Origin of the sequence: Mesorhizobium sp. PUT5, assembly GCF_052216645.1 — a bacterium.
Taxonomy (GTDB): Bacteria; Pseudomonadota; Alphaproteobacteria; order Rhizobiales; family Rhizobiaceae; genus Mesorhizobium.
The window spans coordinates 2,559,635-2,583,715 of sequence record NZ_JBQOSO010000003.1; the positions used below are offsets into that span (position 1 = coordinate 2,559,635).

The 24,081-nt window shown below is 64.1% G+C and carries 22 protein-coding genes and 1 tRNA gene; 16 read left to right on the plus strand and 7 right to left on the minus strand.

Features of this window, described 5'->3' with window-relative positions:
- The first annotated feature begins 6 nt into the window (after positions 1-6).
- The 4 genes from ACTDI4_RS14015 (at position 7) to glnA (ending at position 2,670) form a co-directional block, all read left to right on the plus strand.
- The gene (locus tag ACTDI4_RS14015) at positions 7-255 is read left to right on the plus strand and encodes a plasmid stabilization protein (protein ID WP_442841726.1); all 249 of its coding nucleotides are present in this window, start codon (positions 7-9) and stop codon (positions 253-255) included.
- Positions 252-665 carry a type II toxin-antitoxin system VapC family toxin gene (locus ACTDI4_RS14020; protein ID WP_442841727.1) on the plus strand — a complete coding sequence of 138 codons (414 nt, stop codon included), beginning with the start codon at positions 252-254 and terminating at the stop codon, positions 663-665. The genes ACTDI4_RS14015 and ACTDI4_RS14020 overlap by 4 nt, the downstream gene beginning before the upstream one ends.
- 202 nt (positions 666-867) lie before the next feature.
- Positions 868-1,206, plus strand: a complete 339-nt coding sequence (locus tag ACTDI4_RS14025; RefSeq protein WP_442841728.1) for a P-II family nitrogen regulator — start codon at positions 868-870, stop codon at positions 1,204-1,206.
- A gap of 54 nt (positions 1,207-1,260) precedes the next feature.
- Positions 1,261-2,670: a type I glutamate--ammonia ligase gene (gene glnA, locus ACTDI4_RS14030; RefSeq protein ID WP_442841729.1), complete on the plus strand. Its 1,410-nt coding sequence runs from the start codon at positions 1,261-1,263 to the stop codon at positions 2,668-2,670.
- An 83-nt stretch (positions 2,671-2,753) separates the two neighbouring features.
- Here the strand turns inward: glnA and ACTDI4_RS14035 are convergent, their stop codons facing one another.
- Together ACTDI4_RS14035 and ACTDI4_RS14040 are read right to left on the minus strand one after the other, a co-directional pair.
- Positions 2,754-3,239: a MaoC family dehydratase gene (locus ACTDI4_RS14035; RefSeq protein ID WP_442841730.1), complete on the minus strand. Its 486-nt coding sequence runs from the start codon at positions 3,237-3,239 to the stop codon at positions 2,754-2,756.
- 100 nt (positions 3,240-3,339) lie between these two features.
- Positions 3,340-4,635 carry a DUF445 domain-containing protein gene (locus tag ACTDI4_RS14040; RefSeq protein ID WP_442841731.1) on the minus strand — a complete coding sequence of 432 codons (1,296 nt, stop codon included), beginning with the start codon at positions 4,633-4,635 and terminating at the stop codon, positions 3,340-3,342.
- A gap of 165 nt (positions 4,636-4,800) precedes the next feature.
- Here ACTDI4_RS14040 and speB point away from each other — a divergent pair, with 165 nt between their 5' ends.
- The gene (speB, locus tag ACTDI4_RS14045) at positions 4,801-5,784 is read left to right on the plus strand and encodes an agmatinase (protein ID WP_442841732.1); all 984 of its coding nucleotides are present in this window, start codon (positions 4,801-4,803) and stop codon (positions 5,782-5,784) included.
- A gap of 24 nt (positions 5,785-5,808) precedes the next feature.
- Positions 5,809-6,741: an N-acetyl-gamma-glutamyl-phosphate reductase gene (argC, locus tag ACTDI4_RS14050; RefSeq protein WP_442841733.1), complete on the plus strand. Its 933-nt coding sequence runs from the start codon at positions 5,809-5,811 to the stop codon at positions 6,739-6,741.
- Positions 6,742-6,751: 10 nt separating this feature from the next.
- Here the strand turns inward: argC and ACTDI4_RS14055 are convergent, their stop codons facing one another.
- A complete protein-coding gene (locus ACTDI4_RS14055; protein WP_442841734.1) occupies positions 6,752-7,840 on the minus strand; it encodes a COX15/CtaA family protein in 1,089 nt (362 codons plus the stop codon).
- 3 nt (positions 7,841-7,843) lie between these two features.
- Here ACTDI4_RS14055 and ACTDI4_RS14060 point away from each other — a divergent pair, with 3 nt between their 5' ends.
- The 3 genes from ACTDI4_RS14060 (at position 7,844) to ACTDI4_RS14070 (ending at position 9,547) form a co-directional block, all read left to right on the plus strand.
- Positions 7,844-8,014 (plus strand): hypothetical protein, encoded by a 171-nt coding sequence (locus tag ACTDI4_RS14060; RefSeq protein WP_442841735.1) that lies wholly within the window; start codon positions 7,844-7,846, stop codon positions 8,012-8,014.
- Positions 7,999-8,214 carry a DUF2842 domain-containing protein gene (locus tag ACTDI4_RS14065; protein WP_442841736.1) on the plus strand — a complete coding sequence of 72 codons (216 nt, stop codon included), beginning with the start codon at positions 7,999-8,001 and terminating at the stop codon, positions 8,212-8,214. Before ACTDI4_RS14060 ends, ACTDI4_RS14065 begins: the two co-directional genes overlap by 16 nt.
- A gap of 112 nt (positions 8,215-8,326) precedes the next feature.
- A complete protein-coding gene (locus tag ACTDI4_RS14070; RefSeq protein ID WP_442841737.1) occupies positions 8,327-9,547 on the plus strand; it encodes a GNAT family N-acetyltransferase in 1,221 nt (406 codons plus the stop codon).
- Between the two features lie 18 nt (positions 9,548-9,565).
- Here ACTDI4_RS14070 and ACTDI4_RS14075 read toward each other — a convergent pair whose 3' ends face one another.
- Entirely contained in the window at positions 9,566-11,734 is a 2,169-nt protein-coding gene (locus ACTDI4_RS14075; protein WP_442841738.1) for a GumC family protein, read from the minus strand.
- Between the two features lie 203 nt (positions 11,735-11,937).
- Between ACTDI4_RS14075 and ACTDI4_RS14080 the strand changes: the two genes are divergently transcribed.
- The 5 genes from ACTDI4_RS14080 (at position 11,938) to ACTDI4_RS14100 (ending at position 16,660) form a co-directional block, all read left to right on the plus strand.
- Complete coding sequence (locus ACTDI4_RS14080; protein ID WP_442841739.1) at positions 11,938-12,501, plus strand: polysaccharide biosynthesis/export family protein; 564 nt, start codon at positions 11,938-11,940, stop codon at positions 12,499-12,501.
- 13 nt (positions 12,502-12,514) lie between these two features.
- Positions 12,515-13,636: a glycosyltransferase family 4 protein gene (locus ACTDI4_RS14085; RefSeq protein WP_442841740.1), complete on the plus strand. Its 1,122-nt coding sequence runs from the start codon at positions 12,515-12,517 to the stop codon at positions 13,634-13,636.
- A gap of 135 nt (positions 13,637-13,771) precedes the next feature.
- Positions 13,772-15,274 carry an undecaprenyl-phosphate glucose phosphotransferase gene (locus ACTDI4_RS14090; protein WP_442843354.1) on the plus strand — a complete coding sequence of 501 codons (1,503 nt, stop codon included), beginning with the start codon at positions 13,772-13,774 and terminating at the stop codon, positions 15,272-15,274.
- On the plus strand, positions 15,271-16,548 hold the full coding sequence (locus ACTDI4_RS14095; protein WP_442841741.1) for an O-antigen ligase family protein: 1,278 nt from the start codon (positions 15,271-15,273) through the stop codon (positions 16,546-16,548). Before ACTDI4_RS14090 ends, ACTDI4_RS14095 begins: the two co-directional genes overlap by 4 nt.
- A gap of 35 nt (positions 16,549-16,583) precedes the next feature.
- Positions 16,584-16,660: transfer RNA gene (locus ACTDI4_RS14100), tRNA-Pro, on the plus strand.
- A 313-nt stretch (positions 16,661-16,973) separates the two neighbouring features.
- Here the strand turns inward: ACTDI4_RS14100 and ACTDI4_RS14105 are convergent.
- Positions 16,974-18,047, minus strand: coding sequence for a glycosyltransferase family 2 protein (locus ACTDI4_RS14105; RefSeq protein WP_442841742.1), 1,074 nt, complete (start codon positions 18,045-18,047; stop codon positions 16,974-16,976).
- A 257-nt stretch (positions 18,048-18,304) separates the two neighbouring features.
- Between ACTDI4_RS14105 and ACTDI4_RS14110 the strand changes: the two genes are divergently transcribed.
- Complete coding sequence (locus ACTDI4_RS14110) at positions 18,305-19,381, plus strand: glycosyltransferase family 2 protein (protein ID WP_442841743.1); 1,077 nt, start codon at positions 18,305-18,307, stop codon at positions 19,379-19,381.
- 893 nt (positions 19,382-20,274) lie between these two features.
- On the opposite strand, the gene ACTDI4_RS14115 is transcribed toward ACTDI4_RS14110, so the two are convergent.
- Complete coding sequence (locus ACTDI4_RS14115; RefSeq protein ID WP_442841744.1) at positions 20,275-20,724, minus strand: hypothetical protein; 450 nt, start codon at positions 20,722-20,724, stop codon at positions 20,275-20,277.
- Positions 20,725-21,584: 860 nt separating this feature from the next.
- Here ACTDI4_RS14115 and ACTDI4_RS14120 point away from each other — a divergent pair.
- Entirely contained in the window at positions 21,585-22,733 is a 1,149-nt protein-coding gene (locus ACTDI4_RS14120; RefSeq protein ID WP_442841745.1) for a tetratricopeptide repeat protein, read from the plus strand.
- A 372-nt stretch (positions 22,734-23,105) separates the two neighbouring features.
- Here the strand turns inward: ACTDI4_RS14120 and ACTDI4_RS14125 are convergent, their stop codons facing one another.
- A complete protein-coding gene (locus ACTDI4_RS14125) occupies positions 23,106-23,981 on the minus strand; it encodes a right-handed parallel beta-helix repeat-containing protein (protein WP_442841746.1) in 876 nt (291 codons plus the stop codon).
- Positions 23,982-24,081: the final 100 nt, after the last annotated feature.

Sequence of the window (24,081 nt, forward strand, 5' to 3'; positions counted from 1 at the left end):
GTTCGCATGGCTGAACCGCAACTTTCCGTCCGAAGCGCCCGAGCGCGGGACCTTGCCCATCGCCTTGCGCGGCGCGAGAACCGTACCGTCGCCGACATCGTCGAGCGGGCGCTGGAAGCGTATGAGACCCGCGAGGCGGGACGCGAACCGGCCGTGGATTTCTATTCGCGGCTGACGACCGTACACGGGACAGACATAGACCTCGAAACGATCATCCGCGAGGCGCGGCGCGCTCACAAGGGACCGGAGCTTTGATCTTCCTCGACACCAATGTCGTGTCGGAGACGCTGCGAAAGTCGCCGGATAAAGGAGTGATCGCCTGGCTCGTGCGACATGATGCCGAACTCGCGCTGCCGACCGTAACTATTGCCGAAATTGCCTACGGCATTGCCAAAATCCGTCCGGACGAACGTGCGTTGCGCCTGGAGCAGGGGCTTGCCGACTGGCGGCGTCGGTTTGCCGACCGCATTTTCGGGCTGACCGAAGAGGCGGCCTTGGCCTATGGCGAGATCATGGGGCGGGCGGCGCATCACGGCACATCGATGTCGGCGCCCGACGGCATGATCGCCGCCATCGCCACGGTCAATGGCGGACGGCTCGCCACCCGCAATCTGGCGGATTTCCGCGCGGTGGAGATCGAACTCGTCTCTCCGTGGAAGTCCTGAAATCGCGGGCATTCCGGCAAGCCGGCATCGTATGCCCTTACAATAGGCAGTTGCACATAATTTATGCAGTCGGACTATATTGATCCAATATAGGCGGGCGAAAAGCGTGTGAAACGATGTTTCCACGAACTGGCACGAGACATGCTTCAGGATGCGCGAGCGGGCCCTGCGCCCGGCATTGCCAATCCGGAGGTTCAGTTCGATGAAGAAGATCGAGGCGATCATCAAGCCGTTCAAGCTCGACGAGGTCAAGGAAGCGCTTCAGGAGGCCGGCCTACAAGGCATCACCGTCACCGAGGCCAAGGGGTTCGGACGCCAGAAGGGTCACACCGAACTATATCGCGGGGCCGAGTATGTCGTCGACTTCCTGCCCAAGGTGAAGATCGAGCTGGTGCTGGCCGACGACGCCGTCGAGGCCGCCATCGAGGCGATCCGCAAGGCGGCCCAGACCGGCCGCATCGGCGACGGCAAGATATTCGTGTCCAATGTCGAGGAAGTCATCCGCATCCGCACCGGCGAAACCGGCCTCGACGCCATCTGATCCATTACCCTTCAAAGCAATTTCCTTCCCTCCCAACGTACAGGAAAGCCTGAAATGACCACAGCCGCCGACATCATGAAGCAGATCAGGGACAACGACGTGAAGTTCGTCGATCTGCGTTTCACCGACCCGCGGGGCAAGCTCCAGCATCTGACGATGGACGTCGCCGAGGTCGAGGAGGACATGTTCGCCGACGGCGTCATGTTCGACGGCTCCTCCATCGCCGGCTGGAAGGCCATCAACGAGTCCGACATGGTGCTGATGCCCGACACCGAGACGGTCCACATGGACCCGTTCTTCGCCCAGTCGACCATGGTCGTCCTGTGCGACATCCTCGACCCGGTCTCCGGCGAAGCCTACAATCGCGACCCGCGCGGCATCGCCAAGAAAGCGGAAGCCTATATGAAGGCCGAGGGTATCGGCGACACCATCTATGTCGGCCCGGAGGCCGAGTTCTTCGTCTTCGACGACGTGAAGTACAAGGCCGATCCGTACAATACGGGCTTCAAGCTGGACTCCACCGAACTGCCCTCCAACGACGACACCGATTACGAGACCGGCAATCTCGGCCACCGTCCGCGCATGAAGGGCGGCTACTTCCCGGTGCCGCCGATCGATTCGTGCCAGGACATGCGCTCCGAGATGCTCACCGTACTGACCGACATGGGCGTGCGCGTGGAAAAGCACCATCACGAGGTGGCCGCCGCCCAGCACGAGCTTGGCATCAGGTTCGACACGCTGGTGCGCAACGCCGACAAGATGCTGATCTACAAGTATGTCGTGCACCAGGTGGCCAACGCCTACGGCAAGACCGCCACCTTCATGCCGAAGCCGATCTTCGGCGACAACGGTTCGGGCATGCATGTGCATATGTCGATCTGGAAGGGCGGCAAGCCGACCTTCGCCGGCAACGAATATGCTGGCCTGTCGGAAAGCTGCCTTTACTTCATCGGCGGCGTCATCAAGCACGCCAAGGCCATCAACGCCTTCACCAACCCGCTGACCAACTCCTACAAGCGGCTGGTGCCGGGCTACGAGGCGCCGGTGCTGCTGGCCTATTCGGCCCGCAACCGCTCGGCCTCGTGCCGCATCCCGTTCGGCTCGTCGCCGAAATCCAAGCGGCTTGAAGTGCGCTTCCCCGACCCGGGCGCCAACCCCTATCTCGGCTTCGCGGCACTGCTGATGGCCGGTCTCGACGGCATCAAGAACCGCATTCATCCCGGCCAGCCGATGGACAAGGACCTCTACGACCTGCCGCCGAAGGAACTGAAGAAGATCCCGACCGTCGCCGGATCGCTGCGCGAGGCGCTGCAGAACCTCGACAAGGACCGCGGCTTCCTGAAGGCCGGCGGCGTGTTCGACGACGACCAGATCGATTCCTATATCGAACTGAAGATGGCCGAGGTGATGCGCTTCGAGATGACCCCGCACCCGGTCGAGTTCGACATGTACTACTCGGTCTGAACGACCGAACAAAAAGACGGACCCCGGCGCCATCGCGCCGGGGTCCGTCATTCCCGGCTATCCCCCGGCATCGAGGCGAGGCTTCAGCCCGCCGTCTTCCTGCGGCGCTCGTAGAACATGGCCAGTGTCTCGGCGATCAAAGCAGGCTTCTCGCCTCCCTCGATCTCGATGGCGTTGGAGAATTTCATCAGATACTGGCCCGGCCCCCTGTCCTCGACCGAAAGCAGCGTGGCGCGCAGCCTGACCCGCGCACCGGCCTTGACCGGATTGAGAAACCGCACCTGGTCCAACCCGTAGTTGAAGACGGCCTGGGTGTTTTCGGGCACCACGTTCAACGTCTGGCTCAGGCCGCCGATGAGCGAAAGGCTGAGATAGCCATGCGCGATCGTTGCACGGAACGGGCTTTCGCGCCGTGCCCGCTCGGCATCTACATGCAGCCATTGGCGGTCTTCGGTACAGTCGGCGAAACGGTCGATGCGGTCCTGGTCGATGACGACCCAGTCCGAAACGCCGAGTTCCTGGCCGGTCATGGCCCTGAGTTGCTCGAATGTCGGTGGTGGCTTGTTCATGCCGCCCTTTCTCTCCCTTTTTTGCCTTTCGAAGCATCAACGGTCGAAACCGCCGATTCGTTCGATGCGCCAGTCAGGAATAGAGGCGTCATCCCCAGGGTCAACCGCAGAGCACGAAACGCTCGAAGCTGTAGAGCGCCAACCCCGCAAGCCCGCCGATTATCATGCCGTTGAAGCGGATATATTGCAGGTCGCGGCCGATATTGACCTCGATCAGGCGGGTGAGTTGGGCAAGATCCCAGCGCTTAACCTGGTCCGCGATGAACTGCGAAACGCCGCTCTTCTGGGTTTCCACGAAGGCCGACAGCGCCACGACAAAACCCTGGTTCATGTCCGCCCGGATCTGCTCGTCTCGGGAAAGCTGGCGTCCGGCTTCCACCAACAGGTCCGCCAGATGGGCACGCACGGACGAATCCGGCAGGGTGGAATCCTGCTCGACGAAGCGGCCGAGGCTTTCCCACATGTCGCGGGCAAGGTCGCGTATCTCGGGCCGCTCGAGCAGGCCGCGCTTCAACTGCTCGGCCCGCCGCGCATAGGCTTTCGAGGTCTTCAGGCTGTCGATGAAGCCCATGACGAAGCGGTCGAATTCCTCGCGCAGCGGGTGATGCGGGTCGGCGCCCGCTTCCTCCAGCAATGCGCCGGCCGAGGCCACGATCTTCTTCAGGAGATAGGCGTCGGCCCTGAACAGGTTGAACAGCGTCGGCAATTCATCGTGGATCTTGCCGCGCAGCGCTTCCAGCGCCTGCTCGTCCTTGAGGAAGCGGCCGAGCACCCGGATAAGCTGGTCGAACAGCTTCTGGTGGCGGCGGTCGTCGGTGAAGGCGGTCAACAGGTCGGCCGCCAGCGGCGCCACCTGCACCTTGTCCAGTTGTTCCAGCATGCGGGCGGAAACGAAGTCGCGCAGGCCCGACTGGCCGATGGCAGAGAGCGCCTGCGGAACCAGCTTGACGACGAAGCGCGACAGGCCCTCGGCGCGGCTCCTGTCGGCGAGCCAGTCGGCGACGAGGGCGGAAAAATCCACCTCTTCCAGTTTCTCGCGCACCGGGCTGGGTGCCAGGAAGTTCACCTCGATGAAGCGGCCGAGATTGTCGGCGATGCGCTCCTGGTTCCTGGGGATGATGGCGGTATGGGGAATGGGCAGCCCGAGCGGTCGGCGAAACAGCGCCACCACGGCATACCAGTCGGCAAGGCCGCCGATCGTGGCGGCCTCCGCGAAGGCGGCGACAAAGCCGAGCCAGGGATGGCGGGCCTCGAAGGATTTGGCGACGGCGAAAACGGCAACGCAGAGCGCCAGCGCAGCCGTGGCGACCAGCTTGGTAAACCGCAGCGCCTTCAGCTTGGCGTCATTGTCGGCAGTCGCCGTCAAGGCACTGCTGCTCGCTTCGGCCTGGGACATGTTCGTGGGCTCCGCATCTGAGGCTCGCGCAGCCTATCACCTGCCGCGCATTTTTTCGGAAGCGCTTTGTGCGGCACGCATGGCCGCGCCGGCCATCACGGCACTGGCAAGTCGCATGCCAATTCTGTAGTTGTTCACCCTTCAGTGAAGCAGGGGAATCTGCGCATGGCGAACCGCAACATCGATCACGCCTTCACGGCCCGCGCCCGCACCGGCGCTTCATTCGAGCCGACCTATGCGGGGGCGCTGTCCTTCATGCGACGGCGCTATTCCAAGGACGTGAGGGGCGCGGACGCGGTGGTATGGGGCATCCCCTTCGATGCGGCCGTCACCAACCGGCCCGGCGCACGCTTCGGGCCGCAGGCCATCCGCCGCGCCTCCGTCATCCTCGACAACGACCCGCAATATCCGTTCGGCCGCGACCTGTTCGAGACGCTCGCCGTGGTCGACTATGGAGACTGCCTGCTCGACAGCGGCAACCACACGAAAACCCCGGCAACGATCGAGCGCGAGGCCGCGAAGATCCTGAAATCCGGCGCCTTCCTGCTGACGCTCGGCGGCGACCATTTCGTCACCTGGCCATTATTGAAGGCCCATGCCGCGATCCACGGGCCGCTGGCGCTGGTGCAGTTCGACGCGCATCAGGACACCTGGCCGGACGATGGCAGGCGCATCGACCACGGCTCCTTCGTCGGCCGCGCGGTCAAGGAAGGGCTGATCGACCCCGACCGCTCGATCCAAATCGGCATCCGCACCCATGCGCCGGACACCTGCGGCATCAAGATTCTCTACGGCCACGAAATCGAGGAGATGCGCACCTCCGACATCGCTTACGCCATCGTCGAGCGCACCGGCGGCAAGAAGAGCTATGTCACCTTCGACATCGACTGCCTGGACCCTGCCTTTGCGCCGGGCACGGGCACGCCGGTGGCCGGCGGCCCCTCCTCCGCCAAGATGCTTTCGGTGCTGCGCCAGCTCACCCAGGTCGATATCGTCGGCGCCGACGTGGTCGAGGTTGCGCCGCCCTACGATCATGCCGATATAACGGCCATCGCCGGATCGACCGTCGCCATGCACTATCTGGGCCTTCTCGCCGAGCGCAAGGCACGGCAGGAGGAAGGCGGCACCAACAACGGCATCGACATCTGACGACATCCCGGGAATTACAGGAAAATGAAACCGAAAATCTTCATCGACGGCGAGCACGGCACGACCGGATTGCAGATCAGGGCGCTGCTGGCCGACCGCGCCGACCTCGAGATCATCTCGGTTCCGGCCGAGCGCCGCAAGGAAGCCTCCGCGCGCGCCGAATTCCTCAACGCCGCCGATGTGGCGATCCTTTGCCTGCCGGACGATGCGGCCAGGGAAAGCGTGTCGCTGATTTCCAACGGCACCACGCGCGTGATCGACGCCTCGACCGCGCACCGCGTGGCGGATGGCTGGGAATACGGCTTCGCCGAGATGGACCGGGAACAGCCCGCCAGGATCGCCGCGGCCATGCGTGTCGCCAATCCCGGCTGCTGGCCGCAGGGCCCGATCGCGACGTTGCGGCCGCTGATCGCCGCCGGCCTGTTGCCGGGGGACTATCCCGTCACCGTCAACGGCATTTCCGGCTATTCCGGCGGCGGCCGGCCGATGATCGAAGACTACGAGGCCAGGGGCGACGAGGCCCCCGAATTCCTGCTCTACGGCCTGACCCTGAAGCACAAGCACCTGCCGGAACTGCGCAGATATGCGGGACTTTCAGGCGATCCCATCATGCAGCCGGCGGTCGGCAATTTCGCGCAAGGCATGATCACGGTCGTGCCGCTCCAGCTCGGCGCCCTGCCCCGCGTGCCGAAGGGTGCGGAGTTGCATGCGACGCTTGCCGATCATTTCTCGGCCATCGAGGGCGGCGTGGTGGAAGTGGCCCCTTACGAGGTCGTCGAGCGCGTGCCCGATCTCCAGCCGGAGGCCTGCAACGGCACCAACCGCATGAAGCTGCATGTCTTCGCCAACGACGACAGGGCGCAGGCGCTGCTTGTCGCCGTCTACGACAATCTCGGCAAGGGCGCCTCGGGCGCGGCGGTGCAGAACCTGGACCTGATGCTCGCCGGCCGCCGCTGACGGCGCTGTCCTATCGCACCAGGGCGGCCTGCGACGGCAATTCGTAGGCGCCCTTGGTGCCGCGCCAGTGAGCGGTGGCGAAAATCAGCACCAGCAGCGCGACGAACTGATGCGTCAGCGCGACATCGATGGGTGCCTGCATGAGCAGCGTGGCCACGCCGATCGCGGCCTGCACGACGACCATGGCCACCAGCACCCAGGCGCGCCGCGCATGGGTGGAACCCGGCAGCGCCCGTGAGGTCGCCACCGCATGCCAGAGCGCCGCCGCCAGCACCGCGTAGGCGAACATGCGGTGGATGAACTGCACGGTCTTGGGATTTTCGAACAGGTTGCGCCACGCGGGCTCGATCGCGAACAGGTCGCCCGGAATGACGGCGCCATCCATCAGCGGCCAGGTGTTGTAGGTCAGGCCGGCATGCAGGCCAGCCACCAGGCCGCCGAGATAGATCTGCACCAGCACCATCAGCACCAATATGCCGGCGAAGCGCTGCACGCTCCGTATTGCAGGCCCCTGGGAATAGGTGGCCAGACCGCGCGCGATATAGGCCACCGCCACGACGATGACGCACGCCATGGTCAGATGCGTGGCCAGCCGGTACTGGCTCACCGACACGCGCTCGACCAGACCGGAGGCGACCATCCACCAGCCGATGGCGCCTTGCAGGGCGCCAAGCGCCAGCAGGCCCACCAGCCGCGGCTTCAGCCCGCGCTCGAGGCGCCCGGCCAGCCAGAAGAAGGCGAGAGGCAGCGCCACCAGGAAGCCGACCCCGCGCGCGAGAATGCGGTGCGCCCATTCCCACCAGAAGATGTGCTTGAACTCGCCCAGCGTCATGTCCTTGTTGATCTGCTGGTATTGCGGGATCTGCTGATACTTGGCGAATTCCTCCTGCCATTCGGCATCGTTGAGAGGCGGAACGACGCCGTGGATCGGCTTCCATTCGGTGATGGACAGGCCCGATCCGGTCATGCGGGTGGCGCCGCCGACCATGACCAGCGCCACCAGCACCACCAGCACCACATAGAGCCAGCCGCGCACGAGGGCACGGTTGCGCGGGTCGCGGCCAGCAGGCGAAGCGACAGTCTCGGCAATGGCGGCCATGGCATGTTCCCGGCTTTGAAGATCTGCGACGAGATGGACCATCGCGCCGATGCTGGCAAGGCCAGCCAGCGCGGCACGCCGTCGCGCCGCGGCGCCATAGTATCGCTTCCAGATGCCGGCCTCATGAGCTATGAGACGCCGGTGAAAGGATCGCGCCCGTGCCCATTCGCCTGAAGAAGCTCATCGGAACCGTGCTCTTGGTGGCGCTGGTGGTGATCTATGCCGTGGTGGCCACCATCGTGGCCGTGGCACAGCTTTCGCAATCCGGGCCACTCGTCCATCTCGCCTTCTTCCTGATCAGCGGCCTCTTGTGGGTGCTGCCGGCCATGGCCATCATCAAGTGGCTGATCCTGGAGCCCAAGCCGAAAGGCTGAAAGGCCCGCACTCCCATCGGCCCGTCGATTATTCGTTCATCTTTTGCGCCTAGCCTGCCCGCGCGATCTGCCTTCCGGAAACCCCGGGAAACAGGCTCCAGAGGCGAATGAGATGGTCAACGCGACAGCGTCATTCGACGGCAGCGGCCTCGGGGCCGACACCACGCCGTACCCCAGGGTAGCGGACGGAGCGACCGCTGCCGCCGTCTCGCCCGCCTCGCCGGAAGCTCTGGCGGCCTATGACGCCTTCTGCCGCACCGCTCTGTTCGCACCGGCCCAGAGCGGGCTGTGGGTGCGCCACTGGGCCGGCACGATGGGTCCCGACGCCATTCTCGCCACCTCGAATCTGGACGGGCGCCCGCTGCTGGCGCTGGCGCTGGAGGTGGAGCGCTCCGGTCCCTTCCGCGTCGCCCGCTTCATGGGAGGCGGGCATGCCAACGGCAATTTCGCCCCGATCGACGCGGCCCGGCCCGAGGCGCTCACCTGCCGCACGCTGCGGCCGCTGTTTGACGCGATCGCCGAGGCCCGTCCGGATGTCGACGTGGTTGCGCTCCAGCGGCTGGCGCCCGAACTGGAAGGCGTGGCCAACCCGCTGGCGGCGCTGCCGGCCTTTGCCAGCCCGAACCCGTCGCTGGCGATCGATCTGACGGGCGGCTTCGAGGCGGTGCTTTCGCGCACCAGCGGCAAGCGCAAGCGCAAGAAGAACCGCTCGCAGATGCGCAAGCTCGAGGCTGCCGGCGGCTTCCGCCGCATCGAGGCGACAAGCCCGCAGGAAGTGAACGCCTTGCTGGAAGCCTTCTTCGCCATGAAGGAGGCGCGCTTCCGGCGCATGGGCATCGCCAATGTGTTCGGCGACGCGAAGGTACGAGCCTTCTTCCAAGCGCTGTTTGCGGGCGCGTTGGCGCAAAGGCCCCCGCCCTTCGTGTTGCACGGGCTGGATGTGGCCGGCAAGCTGCGCGCGGTGACCGGCTCGAGCCGCGCCGGAATGCGCCTCATCTGCGAATTCGGTTCCATCGCCGACGACGAGTTGGCCTTCGCCAGCCCGGGCGACTTCCTGTTCTTCGCCAATATTGAGGAGGCCTGCGCGCAAGGGCTGGAAATCTACGACTTTTCCGTCGGCGACGAACCCTACAAGCGACAGTGGTGCGATCTGGAGACCCAGCACCTCGACGTTCTGGTGCCGCTGACGGCGAAGGGCCGCGCCCTTGCGTTCCTGCTCCGGCAGGACGCGAGGCTGAAATCCTTCGTCAAGAAAAGCCCCGTCATCTGGCAGCTTACCAAGAAGCTGCGCCGCAGGGCGGCCGGCAGGGAGCCAATTCCAGGCGAGGAATAGTCCCGGCCGGGTCCGGGGTCATGCCGCCGAGCGGTCCGGCGTTTTGGGCTTGTCATGGCCCGCCGGCGAGACCAGCGTCAGGTCCGGATAGCCGCTGCTGATCAGGCTGACTGCTGCATCCGCTACCGCATCGCTGGCTTCCACCATGCTGACGAAGACCGCGGTGCCGTCTGTGACCAGCCGCCGGATTCCCTCCGCGCCGGTCGGCCCGCACTCCACCACGACCACGTCATAGGCCGTGGTAAGCGACTGCATGATGATCGGCAGCCGGTCGGCGCCGCGCATGGCGCGCGCGGGATCGGCCGTTCCGGTCGGGATGACGTGGCAGTCCGAATAACGATCGCCGTGGATCACATCGCCAAACTGCGCCTCCGACGCCAGAAGATCGGTGATTCCGGCTAGGCGGCCGGTCTCCAGCATAGGCAGCGATGCCGCGCCCGAAACGGTGAGGTCGAGCAGGAGCACGCGCAAGCCGCCGTCGGCGATCTCGCGCGCCACCAGAACCGAGCTGGCCGCAGCCTCGTCGCCCTCGGGAGACACGAAGATCGCGCAGGAAGCGCCGCCGGCCACGATCTTCTCAGCTGCCTTTTCAATGCCGACCTGCCCAAGATCGGGCCGGGCAGCTTCGGCTTGTGCGGACGCTTCCGCTTCCTGGCGTTCTGCCGCTTCGTCACGCACGGGTTCGCTCGTCGCGACCGGAGGCGGCACAGGTTCCGGCATTGTCTCCCGCGCCTGCGGCGCCTCAGCTATCACCACCTCTCTTACCGGCTCCGGCTGCGTGCCGGCGGCAGGGCGCAGGGCACGGCCGGAGAACAGTTCCTGCAGAAGCGTGACTATAGCCGTCAGCAGCAGCGAAGCGATGAAGGCGGCGCCGACGATGGGAGCGATCTTCGGGAAATAGGGCTCCACAGGCGTCGCCGCGCGCGAGAAGATGCGCGCGTCAACCGGCAGGTAGTTGCGGTCCTCGCGCGAGGAGGCCTCGCGATAGCGGGTCATGTAGGATTCCAGCAACTGCCGCTGTGCGGCAGCTTCGCGCTCCAGGGCGTTCAGTTCCACCTGCTGCTCGCCGGCCTGGGCCGACTGCGCCTTCAGCGTGTTGACATCGGCGACAAGCTGGTTCTCCCGCGCCTGCGCGGTGCGGGCTTCGGTGTCGACCCCCGCCAGCACTTTCCCCGCCTCGGCGCGGATCTGGCGATCGAGATCGGCAAGCTGGGCTCGCAGCGCGCGGATACGCGGATGATTGTCGAGCAGCGTGGTCGACAGGTCGGCGATATCGGCCTTCAACTGCACCTGCCGCTCGCGCAGGCGCTGGATCAGACCGGACGACAGCACCTCGGGCAACGCATCGATCGAGCCGCCGCTCTGGAGCGCTCTGCGCATGCTCTGGGCGGTAGCCTCGGCTGCAGCACGGCTTGCACGCACGCGCGAAAGCTCGCTCGCCATTTCCGAAAGTTGCTGGGTGGCCAGAACCGAATTGTTCTGGCCGATCAAGAGGTCCGCCTGGGCCCGATAGGCCGCGACCTTGGCCTCCGCATCCTTCACCCGCTTCGACAGATCGGCGATCTCGGGCGCCAGCCAATCGGTGGCCTCGGAGTTGGATTGCTGCTTGGCGCTGCGCTGGACCGCGATATAGGCGTCGGCAATGGCATTGGGGATCTCCGCTGCCAGCACCGGATCTTCGGAGGAGAATTCAATGACGATGACGCGGGATTTTTCGACCCGATAGACGGTGAGCTTCTCGCGCATCTTCTTGAGCACCCGCTCTTCGGGCGGGATTTCGGCCGGGTCGCTCTTCAAACCGGCGGTGACCAGAAGCTTTCCCAACGGCGACATCGCGGCGGCATCGTCGAATTCCGGCAATTTCGAAAGACCGAGCCTTTGCGCCACCTGCTTGAGGATCTCCGTCGAGGAGACCACCTCCACCTGGCTGGTCACGCCCTCCTCGTCGAGAATGGGCCGGTCGCTTTCGGGCCCGACATTCGGCCGGGTGAAGACCGATTCGCGCGCCTCGATCAAAAGGCGCGTCTCGGCCTTGTAATGTGGCGTCGCCAGCCATGCACCGATGAACGCCACCGCCGTCACCGCCAGCGTTACCGCTGCTATGCGCTTCCAATGCCGCGCCAGAGAGGCAAAAAGCTGCCTCAGATCGACGTCGAGATCCGCTACCGTTGATTGCATGCCTGACATGTCTTCCGCTCCCGAATTGGGCACGGGCCACAGTAAACAATCATGGTAACCTGCTGGTTAAGATGTCGAAGCCGCCGACACGGCCGCCGCAGGTGGCGACAGCGCTCCCTTTTACCGCCCATTAACCCTAATAGGACGATAACGGACGTGATCTTGATGCCTGCCGGAACGGCGGGCCGTCAGCCGAAGGTATGTGTCCGGCCATGAAAAGCTTTGCTCCGCTGTTTCGCGCAATGCTCGCAGCTTCGCTGCTGGCGGGCTGCTCGAGCTACCGGCCGACCCCCGCCGCCTTCCACGAGGTGCTGGACCACCCCTACCAACTCGGCGCAGGCGACCGCGTGCGCGTGACGGTGTTCGAGCAGGAGGGTCTGACCAACACCTACAGCGTCAACCAGTCGGGCTACATCGCCTTCCCGCTGGTGGGCGCCATTCCGGCTCGCGGGCATACGGCACAGCAACTGGAAGGCGAGATAGCGACCAAGCTGCGCCAGGGTTACCTGCGCGATCCCGACGTCTCGGTCGAGATCGACCGCTATCGGCCGATCTTCGTGATGGGCGAGGTGGGCGCGGCCGGCCAATATTCCTACGTGCCGGGCCTCACCGTGCAGAAGGCGGTGGCGATCGCCGGCGGCTACACGCCGCGCGCCAACCAGGAAAGCGTCGACATCACGCGCGACATAAACGGCAAGGTGATGACCGGCCGCGTGCGCACCTCCGACCCCTTGCTGCCAGGCGACACCATCTACGTCCGCGAGCGCCTGTTCTGACGTCGTGACAGGCATGCTGCGCGTCGTCCATTGCTTCCGGTCGCCGGTGGGAGGCATCTTTCGCCATGTACGCGACCTTACCGAGGCGCAGGTGGCACAGGGGCACGCGGTGGGAATCGTGTGCGATTCCACCACCGGGGGCACGTTCGAGGAACGCCTGTTCGAGGAGATACGACCCCACCTTGCGCTCGGCATCCATCGCACGCCCATGCAGCGCCACATTGGGCCGGGCGACGCCGCTTCCGCATGGCGCACATACACCATCATCAAGGAATTGAAGCCGGACGTGCTGCACGGGCATGGTGCCAAGGGCGGCACCTATGCGCGTCTGTTCGGCTCACTCCTGCGGGTTTCAAGGTCTCGCGTAGCCCGCCTCTATTCGCCGCACGGCGGCAGCCTGCACTATGACGAGAACACGGCGACGGGAAAGCTGTTCTTCGCCATCGAGCGGGCGATGGCACGCTTCACCGACTGCCTGCTGTTCGTGTCGGACTACGAGCAGCGTGCCTACCGGCGCAAGATCGGCGAGCCGCCGATTCCCAACGCCCAGGTCCATAACGGGCTGTTGGCGGCCGAGTTCGAGCCCGTGCCGGCGGGGCCGGACGCCGCGGATATGCTCTATATCGGCATGATGCGCGACCTGAAGGGCCCCGACCTCTTCCTCGACGCACTGGCGCTCGCCGAAGCGCGCCTCGGCCGCACTCTCGCCGCGGTCATGGTCGGCGCCGGCGACGACCTGCCGCGCTATCGCGCACAGGCGCAAAGCCTGGGCCTGGCCGAACGGGTGCGTTTCCTGCCGCCGATGCCGGCCCGCCGGGCCTTCGCCCTGGCCAGGCTCGTGGTCGTTCCCTCGCGCGCGGAGGCCATGCCCTATATCGTGCTGGAATCCCTGGCGGCCGGCAAGCCGATGGTTGCCACCGCGGTCGGCGGCATACCGGAGATATTCGGCGCGGGTTCCCCTGCTCTCGTGCGGCCAACCGCCGACGAAATCGGCGGCAAGATGGTCACCGCCCTGGCCGACCTCGGCGCCTATAGCGATCTCATGCCTGACGCGGCGAGCCTCAAGGCGCGTTTCGGCGCGGACGTTATGGCCGCACGGATCGAGCAGGCCTATTTCGCTGCGCTGAAGCAATAGCCGCCTGCAGGCCTGAGCAAAAACCGTTCCAAAGCAATTCGTTGCCGCAAGCCTTTCTTAGCTCTCTTTTGGTAGCAAGGGAGCGAACCCACGGACACGGCCATGAACGAAATCGACCCTGCGCGCCGCTTTTCCATGGACGCGGTGCGCAAATTCGAGGCGCCTGCGGAACAACCGCATGCCGGCGGCATGAACGAGGTCGCACGGCAGGTCGCCACGCAGTACCGGCGCGACACCATGTCGGCTGCCATGGTCGGCGGCGTGCTCCGGCTGGCCGAGTTCGCGATCCTGTTTGTGTCGGGCCTTGCCGTGTATTGGGGCTATATCGGCTTTTTCACGCACCTGGCATGGCAGTATCCGCTGGTCATAGGGCTTGCTTCTGCGCTCGCGGTCGTGCTGTTCGAGGTCGCGGACGGCTATCAGGTGGCGGCGCTGATGCGGCCGTTGGCCAGTTTCGGACGTTTGCTCCTGGCGTGGGCAACCAGCTTCGGATTGATGGCGCTGGCAGCCTTCCTCATGAAGATGTCGGGGGAATATTCGCGGCTTCTGTTCGGCATCTGGTTCGTGGCGGGCATCGCGTCGATTTTCGGCTTCCGGCTGATTTTGTCGCTGCTGATTCGGCGCTGGGCGCGCGACGGGCGCATGGAGCGCCGCGCCGTCATCGTCGGCGGGGGCAAGGCGGCCGAGACGCTGATCCGCGCCGTGGAGAAGCAGCCCTACAACGACATCCGCATCTGCGGCATCTTCGACGACCGCGACGACCGCCGCTCGCCGCCCATCGTCGCCGGCTACCCCAAGCTGGGCACCGTTCCCGAACTGATCGAATTCGCGCGCGTGGCGCACATCGACATGCTGATCGTGTCGCTGCCCATCACGGCAGAAAGGCGTGTGCTGCAGCTTCTGAAGAAGCTGTGGGTGCTGCCGGTGGACATCCGTCTCTCGGCCCATTCCAGCCAGCTCCAGTTCCGCCCGCGCTCCTATTCCTTCATCGGCTCGGTGCCGCTGCTCGACATCTTCGACAAACCGATCAACGACTGGGATTCGGTCGCCAAGCGTGCGTTCGACATCGTTTTCAGCCTGATCGGCATCGCCCTCTTCTCGCCGGTGATGCTGGCCACCGCCATCGCCATCAAGCTCGACTCGAAAGGGCCGGTGCTGTTCAAGCAAAAGCGCCACGGCTTCAACAACGAGGTGATCGAGGTCTACAAGTTCCGCTCCATGTATGCGGACCAGTCCGACCCGACGGCGAAAAAGACCGTGACCAAGAACGATCCGCGCGTCACGCGCGTCGGCCGCTTCATCCGCAAGACCTCCATCGACGAGTTGCCGCAGTTCTTCAATGCCCTATTCGGCTCGCTCTCGCTCGTCGGCCCGCGCCCTCATGCCGTGGCCGCGCAATCGCATAACCTGCTCTACAACGAGGTTGTCGACGGCTATTTCGCCCGCCACCGCGTCAAGCCGGGCGTCACCGGTTGGGCCCAGATCAATGGCTGGCGCGGTGAGATGGATACCAACGAAAAGATCCGGATGCGCACGGAATACGACCTCTTCTATATCGAGAACTGGTCGATGCTGTTCGATCTGAAGATTCTGCTGCTCACCCCGATCCGCCTGCTCGACACGGAAAACGCCTATTGAGCGCGGCAACCCACGATTTCCCGCGGGAGGCGATCAACGCCAAGCTGATCTCGCTGGTCGCTTCGGGTGCGATCGTGCTGGGCATCCTGCTTTCCGGCTTCGTGCAACGCGAACCGACGCCCTATGACATCTACATGGCCGGGCTCATGGGCATGTGGGCGCTGTTCGGCCTGCGCATCTCGCGCGCCATCACACCGCTGCTTGGGCTGCTCGTGCTGTTCAACGTCGGCGGGCTGATCGCCATGACCCAGATGCAGAACCTGATGGACACGCCGTTCTACCTGGCGGTCTCCTTCTTCCTGGCTCTCACGGCGGTTTTCTACGCTGCCGTCACCGAGGCGCGGCCCCAAACCTATCGCCTGATCCTCAATGCCTATGTGGTCTCGGCGGTGGTTACCTCGCTGTTCGGCATCGCCGGCTATTTCCATCTCTTTCCCGGCGCCGAGATATTCACCCGCTACGACCGCGCCACGGGCGTGTTCAAGGACCCGAACGTGTTCGGCCCCTTCCTGGTCCTGCCCGGCATCTATCTGCTGCACCGGCTGCTGACCGGACCAGTGCACCGCATGCCCGTGGTGGCCATGCCCCTGCTGGTCATCCTGGCCGGCATCTTCCTCTCCTTCTCGCGCGGCGCATGGGGGCTGTTCGGCGTGGCCGCCATCCTGCTTACCGGCGCGCTATTCCTGCAGAGCCGTAGCGGCGCGTTCAAGCTCCGCATCGTGGTGATGACCGTCGCGGCGATCGCCCTCCTCGTGCTCACGCTGATCGTGCTTCTGCAAATCCCCAGCGTGGCCGAGATGCTGACCGTGCGCGCCAAGCTGACGCAGGACTACGATTCGGCCCGGCTGGGGCGCTTCGCCCGCTACGCCATCGGCTTCCAGCTCGCACTGGAAAAGCCGCTCGGCATCGGCCCGCTGGTGTTCGGCCAGATCTACGGCGAGGACACCCACGACATCTGGCTGAAGGCACTGATGGACTATGGCTGGCTCGGCTTCCTGTCCTACCTCGCCCTGACGCTGTGGACGCTGGCGGCGGGTTTCCGCCTTTTGCTGCGCGACCGTCCCTGGCAGCCCTATCTGCTATGCGCCTATGTGGTCTATGTCGGCCATATCGGGCTCGGCACCGTGATCGACACCGACCACTGGCGCCACTTCTACCTGCTGCTCGGCCTGATCTGGGGCGCGATCGCCCTGGAATACCGGCATCAGCGGCAAACACGCCCGCATTTGCGCACCGCCGCGCCGGCTGTTGAAACGGTTTCCGAATTCGGTTGACCGCGGCGTGGTTGTCACGTACATCGCCAGCGGTTCGGAGTGTAGCGCAGCCCGGTAGCGCACTTGACTGGGGGTCAAGGGGTCGTGGGTTCGAATCCCGCCACTCCGACCATTTTTCTCCTTGAGAAATCAAGAGATTGAGAAACGGCGCCAATCTGGCGCCGGACCTCATCTTTATTCGGGGCACCCCGAGGAACAATCTCGGCAAAATGGCTGTAGCCGCCGCCACGGCAGCCGAACTTCGGCACAGGCAATCTCATACCAGTTACGAACCGTCTGCCTTCTCAGTTCCCGCCTGGGCCCATTCGTCTGAAGAGCAATGTTCGACTCGGGTCAGCCAGCCGGTGGCATGCCTTGCCGCAGCCAGCCCGACGGCCCAGCGCAAAAAAACGTCCGATGCCGCAGCACGGCTTGTCTTGAGGCTATCAGAAGAAATGGCGCGGAAGGTAGGTGCCGGTGTATCGCGCCCAGCGCCATTCGATCCTGTTGAATATCTCGCCGTCCACGAACTTGCGGAACCGCGCCGCTTGGCGGGCCACGCTTCTTCGGAACCCGCCGGCCGTGCTGTCCCGGCTCTCGGCAGACTGCAGCGCGCGATAGCTGAACGTACCGACGATTTCCGGCCAGAGCGAAACGGCGAAATCGCGATACTTTGCCGGCGGCAGGTCGTCTTCGAACGGGAAGTCGCAGAGCCTGCGCGCACGCCGGATCGCCGTCAGGGCCAGCGCCCGCTTCGCCAGGCCGTAGAGTTCATCACGCTCCGGCAAGGACGCGCCCTCCTTCTCGAACACGGACTGGAAAGCCCGGTGCCGGCCGACGAGGTCGAACAGAAAGCCGGCGTGGACGGTCTGCTGCATGCTGAGCGCATGCACGCGATAATAGGCCTGGTCCGCCCCGCGCACGCGCCCGATATCGGATATGGCAGCGATGCGCAGCCACATCTCCATGTCGCCCGAATGCGGAAGCTCAGGATTGTAGCCGCCGATCTGCTTTTGAACCTCGGTGCGAACCACCGCCTCCGGGCAGACGATGAAGTTCTTTCCCGACCTGCAGACCTGCCGCATCCAGTTACGGCCGTTCCAGACCGACATGCCGGTGGACGATATGCGCGCGGGCGGAAGCGCATCGGTGAACGAGATCGGCTGGCCATAGGTCATACCCACCTTCGGATGCGCCTCCATCAGCGCAGTGGCCCGCGCAAGCGCGCCTTGCGTCAAAAGGTCGTCCGCCGACAGCAGCACGAAATAATCGCCGCGGATCTGCGCGATCCCTTCGTTGTAGGTGGCGATATGTCCCCGGTTGGTTTCATGGCGGATGACGCGAACACGCGAATCCCGCCTCATGAGCCGGCTGCATATTTCGGGCGTGTTGTCGGGCGAGCAGTCGTCGATGATGAGGACATCGACCCCGACGCCTGTCTGGCTCAGGACGCTCTCGACGCACTGCTCCAGATAGCGTGCGTAGTTGTAGCAGGGAACCAGAACCTGGACCGTTGCCATACCGTGTTCGCCCATTGTCCGCGCCAGCGAGCGGATTGTGGAGGATCGGGCGCCCGAAACAAGCGCCAAGCCGCTAACCCTTTAGCGGTATCGCCATGGCGATGCCGCTCGCGGGGTCGCCTAAAGGACAACCTGTCTGCGATACCCGGCGGCGGCTAGACTGCGCTGCATTGGAGCGGCTATGGATGCATGCGGAACTCGCAAAACCCGCCTCGGTGCCTGCGGATAGGGACTCCAGCCCCGCCGCCCCGGCACCGATGACCTCCAAGCTGAAAGTCAGGGCCGTTCCGTCGGCCATGCCGGCGACGGTCACCGTCGTCATCCCGTGCTACAACTACGCGCGATACCTGCCGGCGGCCGTGGCAAGCGCCCTTTCGCAGGAGGCCGCCGATGTCGATGTGATCGTCGTGGACGACCGGTCTACGGACGACAGCCTGGCGGTCGCACGGGAACTGGCAGATGCCGACGCGCGCGTCCGCGTCATCGCGCACGAGTCGAATGCCGGGCCGGTGCAAACGTTCAACGACGGGCTAGCGGCCGCCCGGGGCGAGTTTCTGGTGCGCCTGGACGCCGACGACATGCTGACCCCCGGTTCCCTGCGGCGGGCGCTTGCGGTCATGCAGCACTTTCCCAGCGTGGGGCTGGCCTACGGGCACCCGATCCATTTCATCGATGGCGCGCTTCCGGCACATAGGGACAGGGCGACCTCATGGGCCGTCTGGCCCGGCCGCGACTGGCTCGCCGCGCGCTGCCGGAGCGGATATAACGCCATCACCTCGCCCGAGGTACTGATGCGCCGATCCGTCGTCGACGTGATCGGGGGGCAGATGCCGCTCGCCCACACCCATGACATGGAGATGTGGCTGCGCATCGCGGCATTCGCCGACGTCGCCTATATTCAGGGCGCGGACCAGGCCTGGCACCGCGAGCATCCGCAAAGCCTGTCGGCACGCGAGGTGGACAGCTTTCGCGACCTTGCCGAACGCAGGGACGCCTTCGACACCCTCTTCCACGGAAAGGCGGCTGGGATTGCGCAAGCTGCGTCGCTCCACGCAGCGGCAAGAGCCGCCCTGGCGGCGCAGGCGGTGGAACTGGCCGTGCGCCAGTACGACCGCGGCCTGCCCGACCGCGGCGAAATCGACAGGCTGCGCGACATGGCGCGCTCGCTTGCCGCCGATATCGAAGCCGTTCCCGGATGGGCGGGCCTGGAGCGCCGCATCGCGATGAGCGCGGCGCGTGCGCGACGCCATCCCGTCCATGTCGCCGAGCGGGTCGCGCGCGGGCTGCGGTTCCGCTACTCCCGCTGGAAGTGGCACCGCACCGGGCAATGGTGAGCCACGTTGGCGCAGTGTGCGTCAAAGCACCAGCCGCATCAGCGGGCGCTCCGCCTTGCAAGCGGGTGCGCGGCGAATAGCGGCTTCAAATACCGCGCGTAATTCATGGCAACCTGCCAATGCGCCCACATCCCCGGCGACTTGCCTCCAATCGTCGTGGCAAAAAGTTCAGTGTTCGATTTTCGGATAGTGACATCGGCCGGTCGCTGGCGATCCGAGAAATGGGCTGCGACAGGCGGGCGTAGTGGCGGGCGGCCCCGGTCGCCATCCTCGCGTACTGCGCAGAAACCTCGCCGCATTGGCAGGCGGCCATTCAGGCGCCTTGCTGGCGTGAACGCCCCTGCGGGGTTTAGGTGCCGTTTCGTGGCGGTATGGCGGCAGGACGGGATACGCTTCGCTCCAGTGTCGGCGACGACGTTGCACTTGCGACGGGCTTGCTGGCGCTCTTGCCACCATATCGCAAGGGGGAGGCGACGTAATCCTGTACGAGGCGAAGGATTTCCAAATCGGTGCAGGCGAGCCTACGGACTCTCATGGACCACTGACATTCGCGTCGCCCGAGCCTCTGCCGAAAGCCGCGCCGAACTCTACCAGGGCGCGCCGCGCCGCTGAAGACCTTCGCCCTTGCCGTCGCCGTGATCAGTCGCCCCCGGGCCACCTCACCCGCATACTACCACCCCCAAAGATGGCGGCCGGGTATTGAGGGAGGTAACACGGATTGCCCGTGCGCTGTTGCACGGGCAAGGTGGGTGCGTGCGTTGTCAGCCCCACCCGCCGACGGCGGCCCATCCATCACGACGCGAACAGCGACGGCGGCAAGTGTCCATATGCTGCGTGCTGAAACCGGGAGCCGGCAGCCTCGCCATATAGCTTCGCTCTTGTTGTCTGCCAAATCAAGTTTGCTTCGACGCCGGACTATCGTTCAGGAACTTTGGGCACCAAAGGTGTTTAATAGCACCGATGCAGCGGAGATTGATGCCGCCCGCGCCGTGGATCGTGATGTCTTTTGCGACGAAGAAACTTCGTGTTTCTATGGTCAGTGTTGCCCGGATGAGGTTGTAACAGTCTTCTATCGCCAACTTGCAAAGGCCGGTTACGATGTTGGTGCCGGCATCGGCATCTTGCGTTATGCCGGTGTTGGCAATCTCGGCGAGTATTAGCTGGCGAACTTCGCTTTCTGTATCCTCGACTGTCGGGTTTGTCATCGCAAGCCCGCCGACGATGATGGCGGCGCCGATCCATTCAGACGCTGACATTCTGCCCCCTTGAATGTTCTGTTTGCGTAGCGGAATTTTAGCGCGGGCTACATTGACCGATAATCGGTTCTCCAACAGCATGCTCAAAAGAGGTATCGCAGGTGGATATCCATCTCCTGGAGAGCGGAGCGAACTGCGAGGCGGCAAGGACGCCAGGGGCAAGCCCTATGCTTGCGGGCGACGGGGTTGGACAAGGCGAAGCGGTAGCCCGAAAAGTCTAGCCACGATTTATTGCGCGATGCCGGCCCCGCGCCTACCGTATTGCGATGGGGCTTGCCGGCCCTCAGATCATTTCATTTCGGCGACTCGAATTTGATGGAACGGCGGCGGGGGTCTCCTTGAGCCGGTTTGGCGACGTATTGGCCGGAAATGCGCTCTTCATCGAGGCGTCGCGTGTGGGGACCGAATCCAGATGAGATGGAATTATAAGTGGCCCGCGATAGCTGGTGCGGCAGTTGGAGCCGCAATAAACCTGCTATCTCCATACTTTGAACCTTCCGGCAGTACCGAAGTGATAACTACGCCGGGGTCGGTGTTTGGATCAGCCATAGGGGGAGCGCTAATTGCGTCCATAATTGTATGGATACGAAATAGATTCATTAGAGGGCCAGCACCCGAAACGGCGACGGAAGCTGTCAGCCGGCCTCGTGGCGATCGATCGAGATATGCACGGGCCGCCGTAGTTGGCGCCATCGTCCTAAATTTTATCGACATGACCCTTCTGAATACCGCCAGTCGCCTGAATTCGCCCTTCTCGATCTGGTCGATTTTGGTGTGGGCGGTTCTGGGAGCCTTTCTGGGCCTGGCCCTGACATGGATCATGACCTCATTTAAGGCCACCGCGCGCGGAAATGGCTAACGTGGTCGGTGCCCGCCCGTTGGTGGCTACGATGCGATTGGCTCAGCGGGCGAGGACGGTTCTTGGCTAAGCTTTGGAGGAAAGCGAGATGAGAATCCGTCGTGCCGCCAAGGCGCTCCATCATGCCGGATGCATCCCTGTGATGGCGGCTTTTGTGTTGCTCGCGGGTGAAACATTCGCGTCAGCTGCGGGACAAGGCGAGAACTCCATCGATATCGCGTTGCAGGCCTTGACCGACAAGCGCCCGGTGGATGCGAACGCTGCTTTCGCGAAAGCGGCCATGGAAGGAAACGCGGCGGTCCAGGGCGCGCTTGGTGTGATGTATTATGACGGCATAGGTGTGCCGGTCGATGCCGCGAAGGCGTTCTATTGGCTATCCAAGGCGGACGCGCAGGGGCGGCCTGAGGCGTCTTACCGGCTTGGGCTCATGTATGGGAACAGTGATCCGCTGGCGGGAGCGCCGGCTTTCGACCGACAAACCAGCGACAATTACCTCGCAAAGGCGTGGAACGGGCTCGATCCCCTGATAAAGAAGAACGATGCCATGGCGGAGGCCACCGCGGCGCGCTTCCTCATCCCCGACTACGACAGCATCACCGACCACCTTGGCATCCCCAAGGATGCGGCGCTCGCCGAAAGGCTGTTGAAAGCCGCAGCGGCCCAGGGCGACATCGACGCCATGGAGATGCTGGCGACGCTTTACGACCTCGATAGGGATAAAGGCAGAGCGCAGGGCAGACGCGACGGGCTTGTCTTCAAGGATACGGAGAAAGAGGCACTCGGCCTGCATGAGCGCGCAGGACTTCTCGGCCACTCACGGGCAATGGAACGCGTCGGCAAGTATTTTTCCGACACGGGTGATGACAAGAAGGCGGTGGCATGGCTGACAGCAGCGGCGAAGCTGGGCGACCGCTATGCATCGACCAGGCTCAGTCAACGCTATGGGATTTCCATCGGTACGCCATTCGCGGACTCCTATTCCGAGCCTCCCGAAACAGTTGCCGGAACCAAGGCAGGAGATATCGATCCGGTCCTGGTATCGATGGCCATCGTCGGGCTGGTCATGGCCATTGCGATTGCAAATCCCGCAACCGAAGGCGAGCCATCGGCCGACACAGAACTCTATGCCGACCGCCTGCGCGACGAGCGGAATTATTGGGAAATGCGGCAGTCGCAAGACGACTTTGCCTGCGCAATCGGCGGTGGCACCCCGAATTGGGGCGGCGGGTGTGACTGACTTAAGCCAAAGGCAAGGCGGTGTCCGGGTCAAACGTCTCAATGTGAGACGCATTTAAGCACGCCCTTTTTACGGCTTCGAAAAATTGTGCCCCTCGGGGCCTTACGGAAGCGTCCGGCGGGGACAGTAGTCGCTCTGAATACATGGCACCAATGATTGCCCACACGGTTCGCCGTTGTCGGCTTCTTCCGCAAGGAAAAATGCAAACTTGCAATATCCGCGGGCAGCACCGACGTCGCCTTACGGACGCCAGCAAATCCTTTGCGACCTATCGCGCCTGCTCGGGAGTCAACTTGCCTATTTTCGCGATGGTCACGCGCCGCACCGGGGCGCTTCTGCCGAAGCGTGCCCGGTGGCGCCGGACCTCATCTTTTATTCGGGCGTTGCCGGCCACCCAGCCGGATGCACTCCCGTTTCCAGCATCGAACGCGGCATCTTACCCGGCAGGAATTCGACATTGCCGGAAATCAGGGGCTTGCTGTTGTCCACCGAATAATAGCCATATCCCCCCTTCTGCACGTAATTGTCTGCGATGGTGACGCCGGTGATGGCGCCGCCCTTGTCACGGCCGTCGACATAGACCTGATAGCCGGCATCGCCGAGCAGCAGGTTGCCCTTGACGGTGACGTCGTTGATCGGCCCGAAATTGTTCTTGATGAAGATGTCGGAGGTATCGCGGCCGATCACCGTGTTGCCCTCGATCAGCACTCCGTTCTGGGCGCCCTGCACGGCGATGCCGTCATAGTGCGGGTCGGCGCCGGCGGCGGCGAGGTCGTGGATATAGTTGCCCTTCACCGTGCTGGCGCCGCCGGTCAGGACAATGCCGTTCTCCGACTTGGAGATGTCGTTGCCGATGAAGTTGCCGCTGCCGAGAATGGCCGCATTGGCGTTCTTGGCATAGCCGGGGCCGGTGATCTCGCAGTTCTGGATGGTGATGTTCTTGGCGCCTTCGGCGTCGATGCCCCACCAGCCATCATAGTTGATGACGCAGTTCTTGATGATGACGTCGGGAGCAGTAATCCGAAGAGAACCGTTGATGATCTGCCCTTCGATGACGGTTCCAGCCTGCGTGATCGTCATCGGGCCGGTGTAGGTGGTTAGTTTCGTTCCAGCCGGAACGCCTGCATCCGGCGAACCCGGCCGGGCGGTCTCCATGGCCGCAACGGTGTCGCCGGCGCGGGCACCGTCCATGGAGGCCGGAACGACGGCAAGTGCCGCAGCCGTTATGCATGCCAAACGCCTGACCATCGCACCGCCCGCCTTTCCAACAGTTCGACCCGCATGGGAGCCTATCATGCGCCTGCGCGGCCCATCGGCCAAGCGTCCTGCAGCACAGACGAGAAGCCCG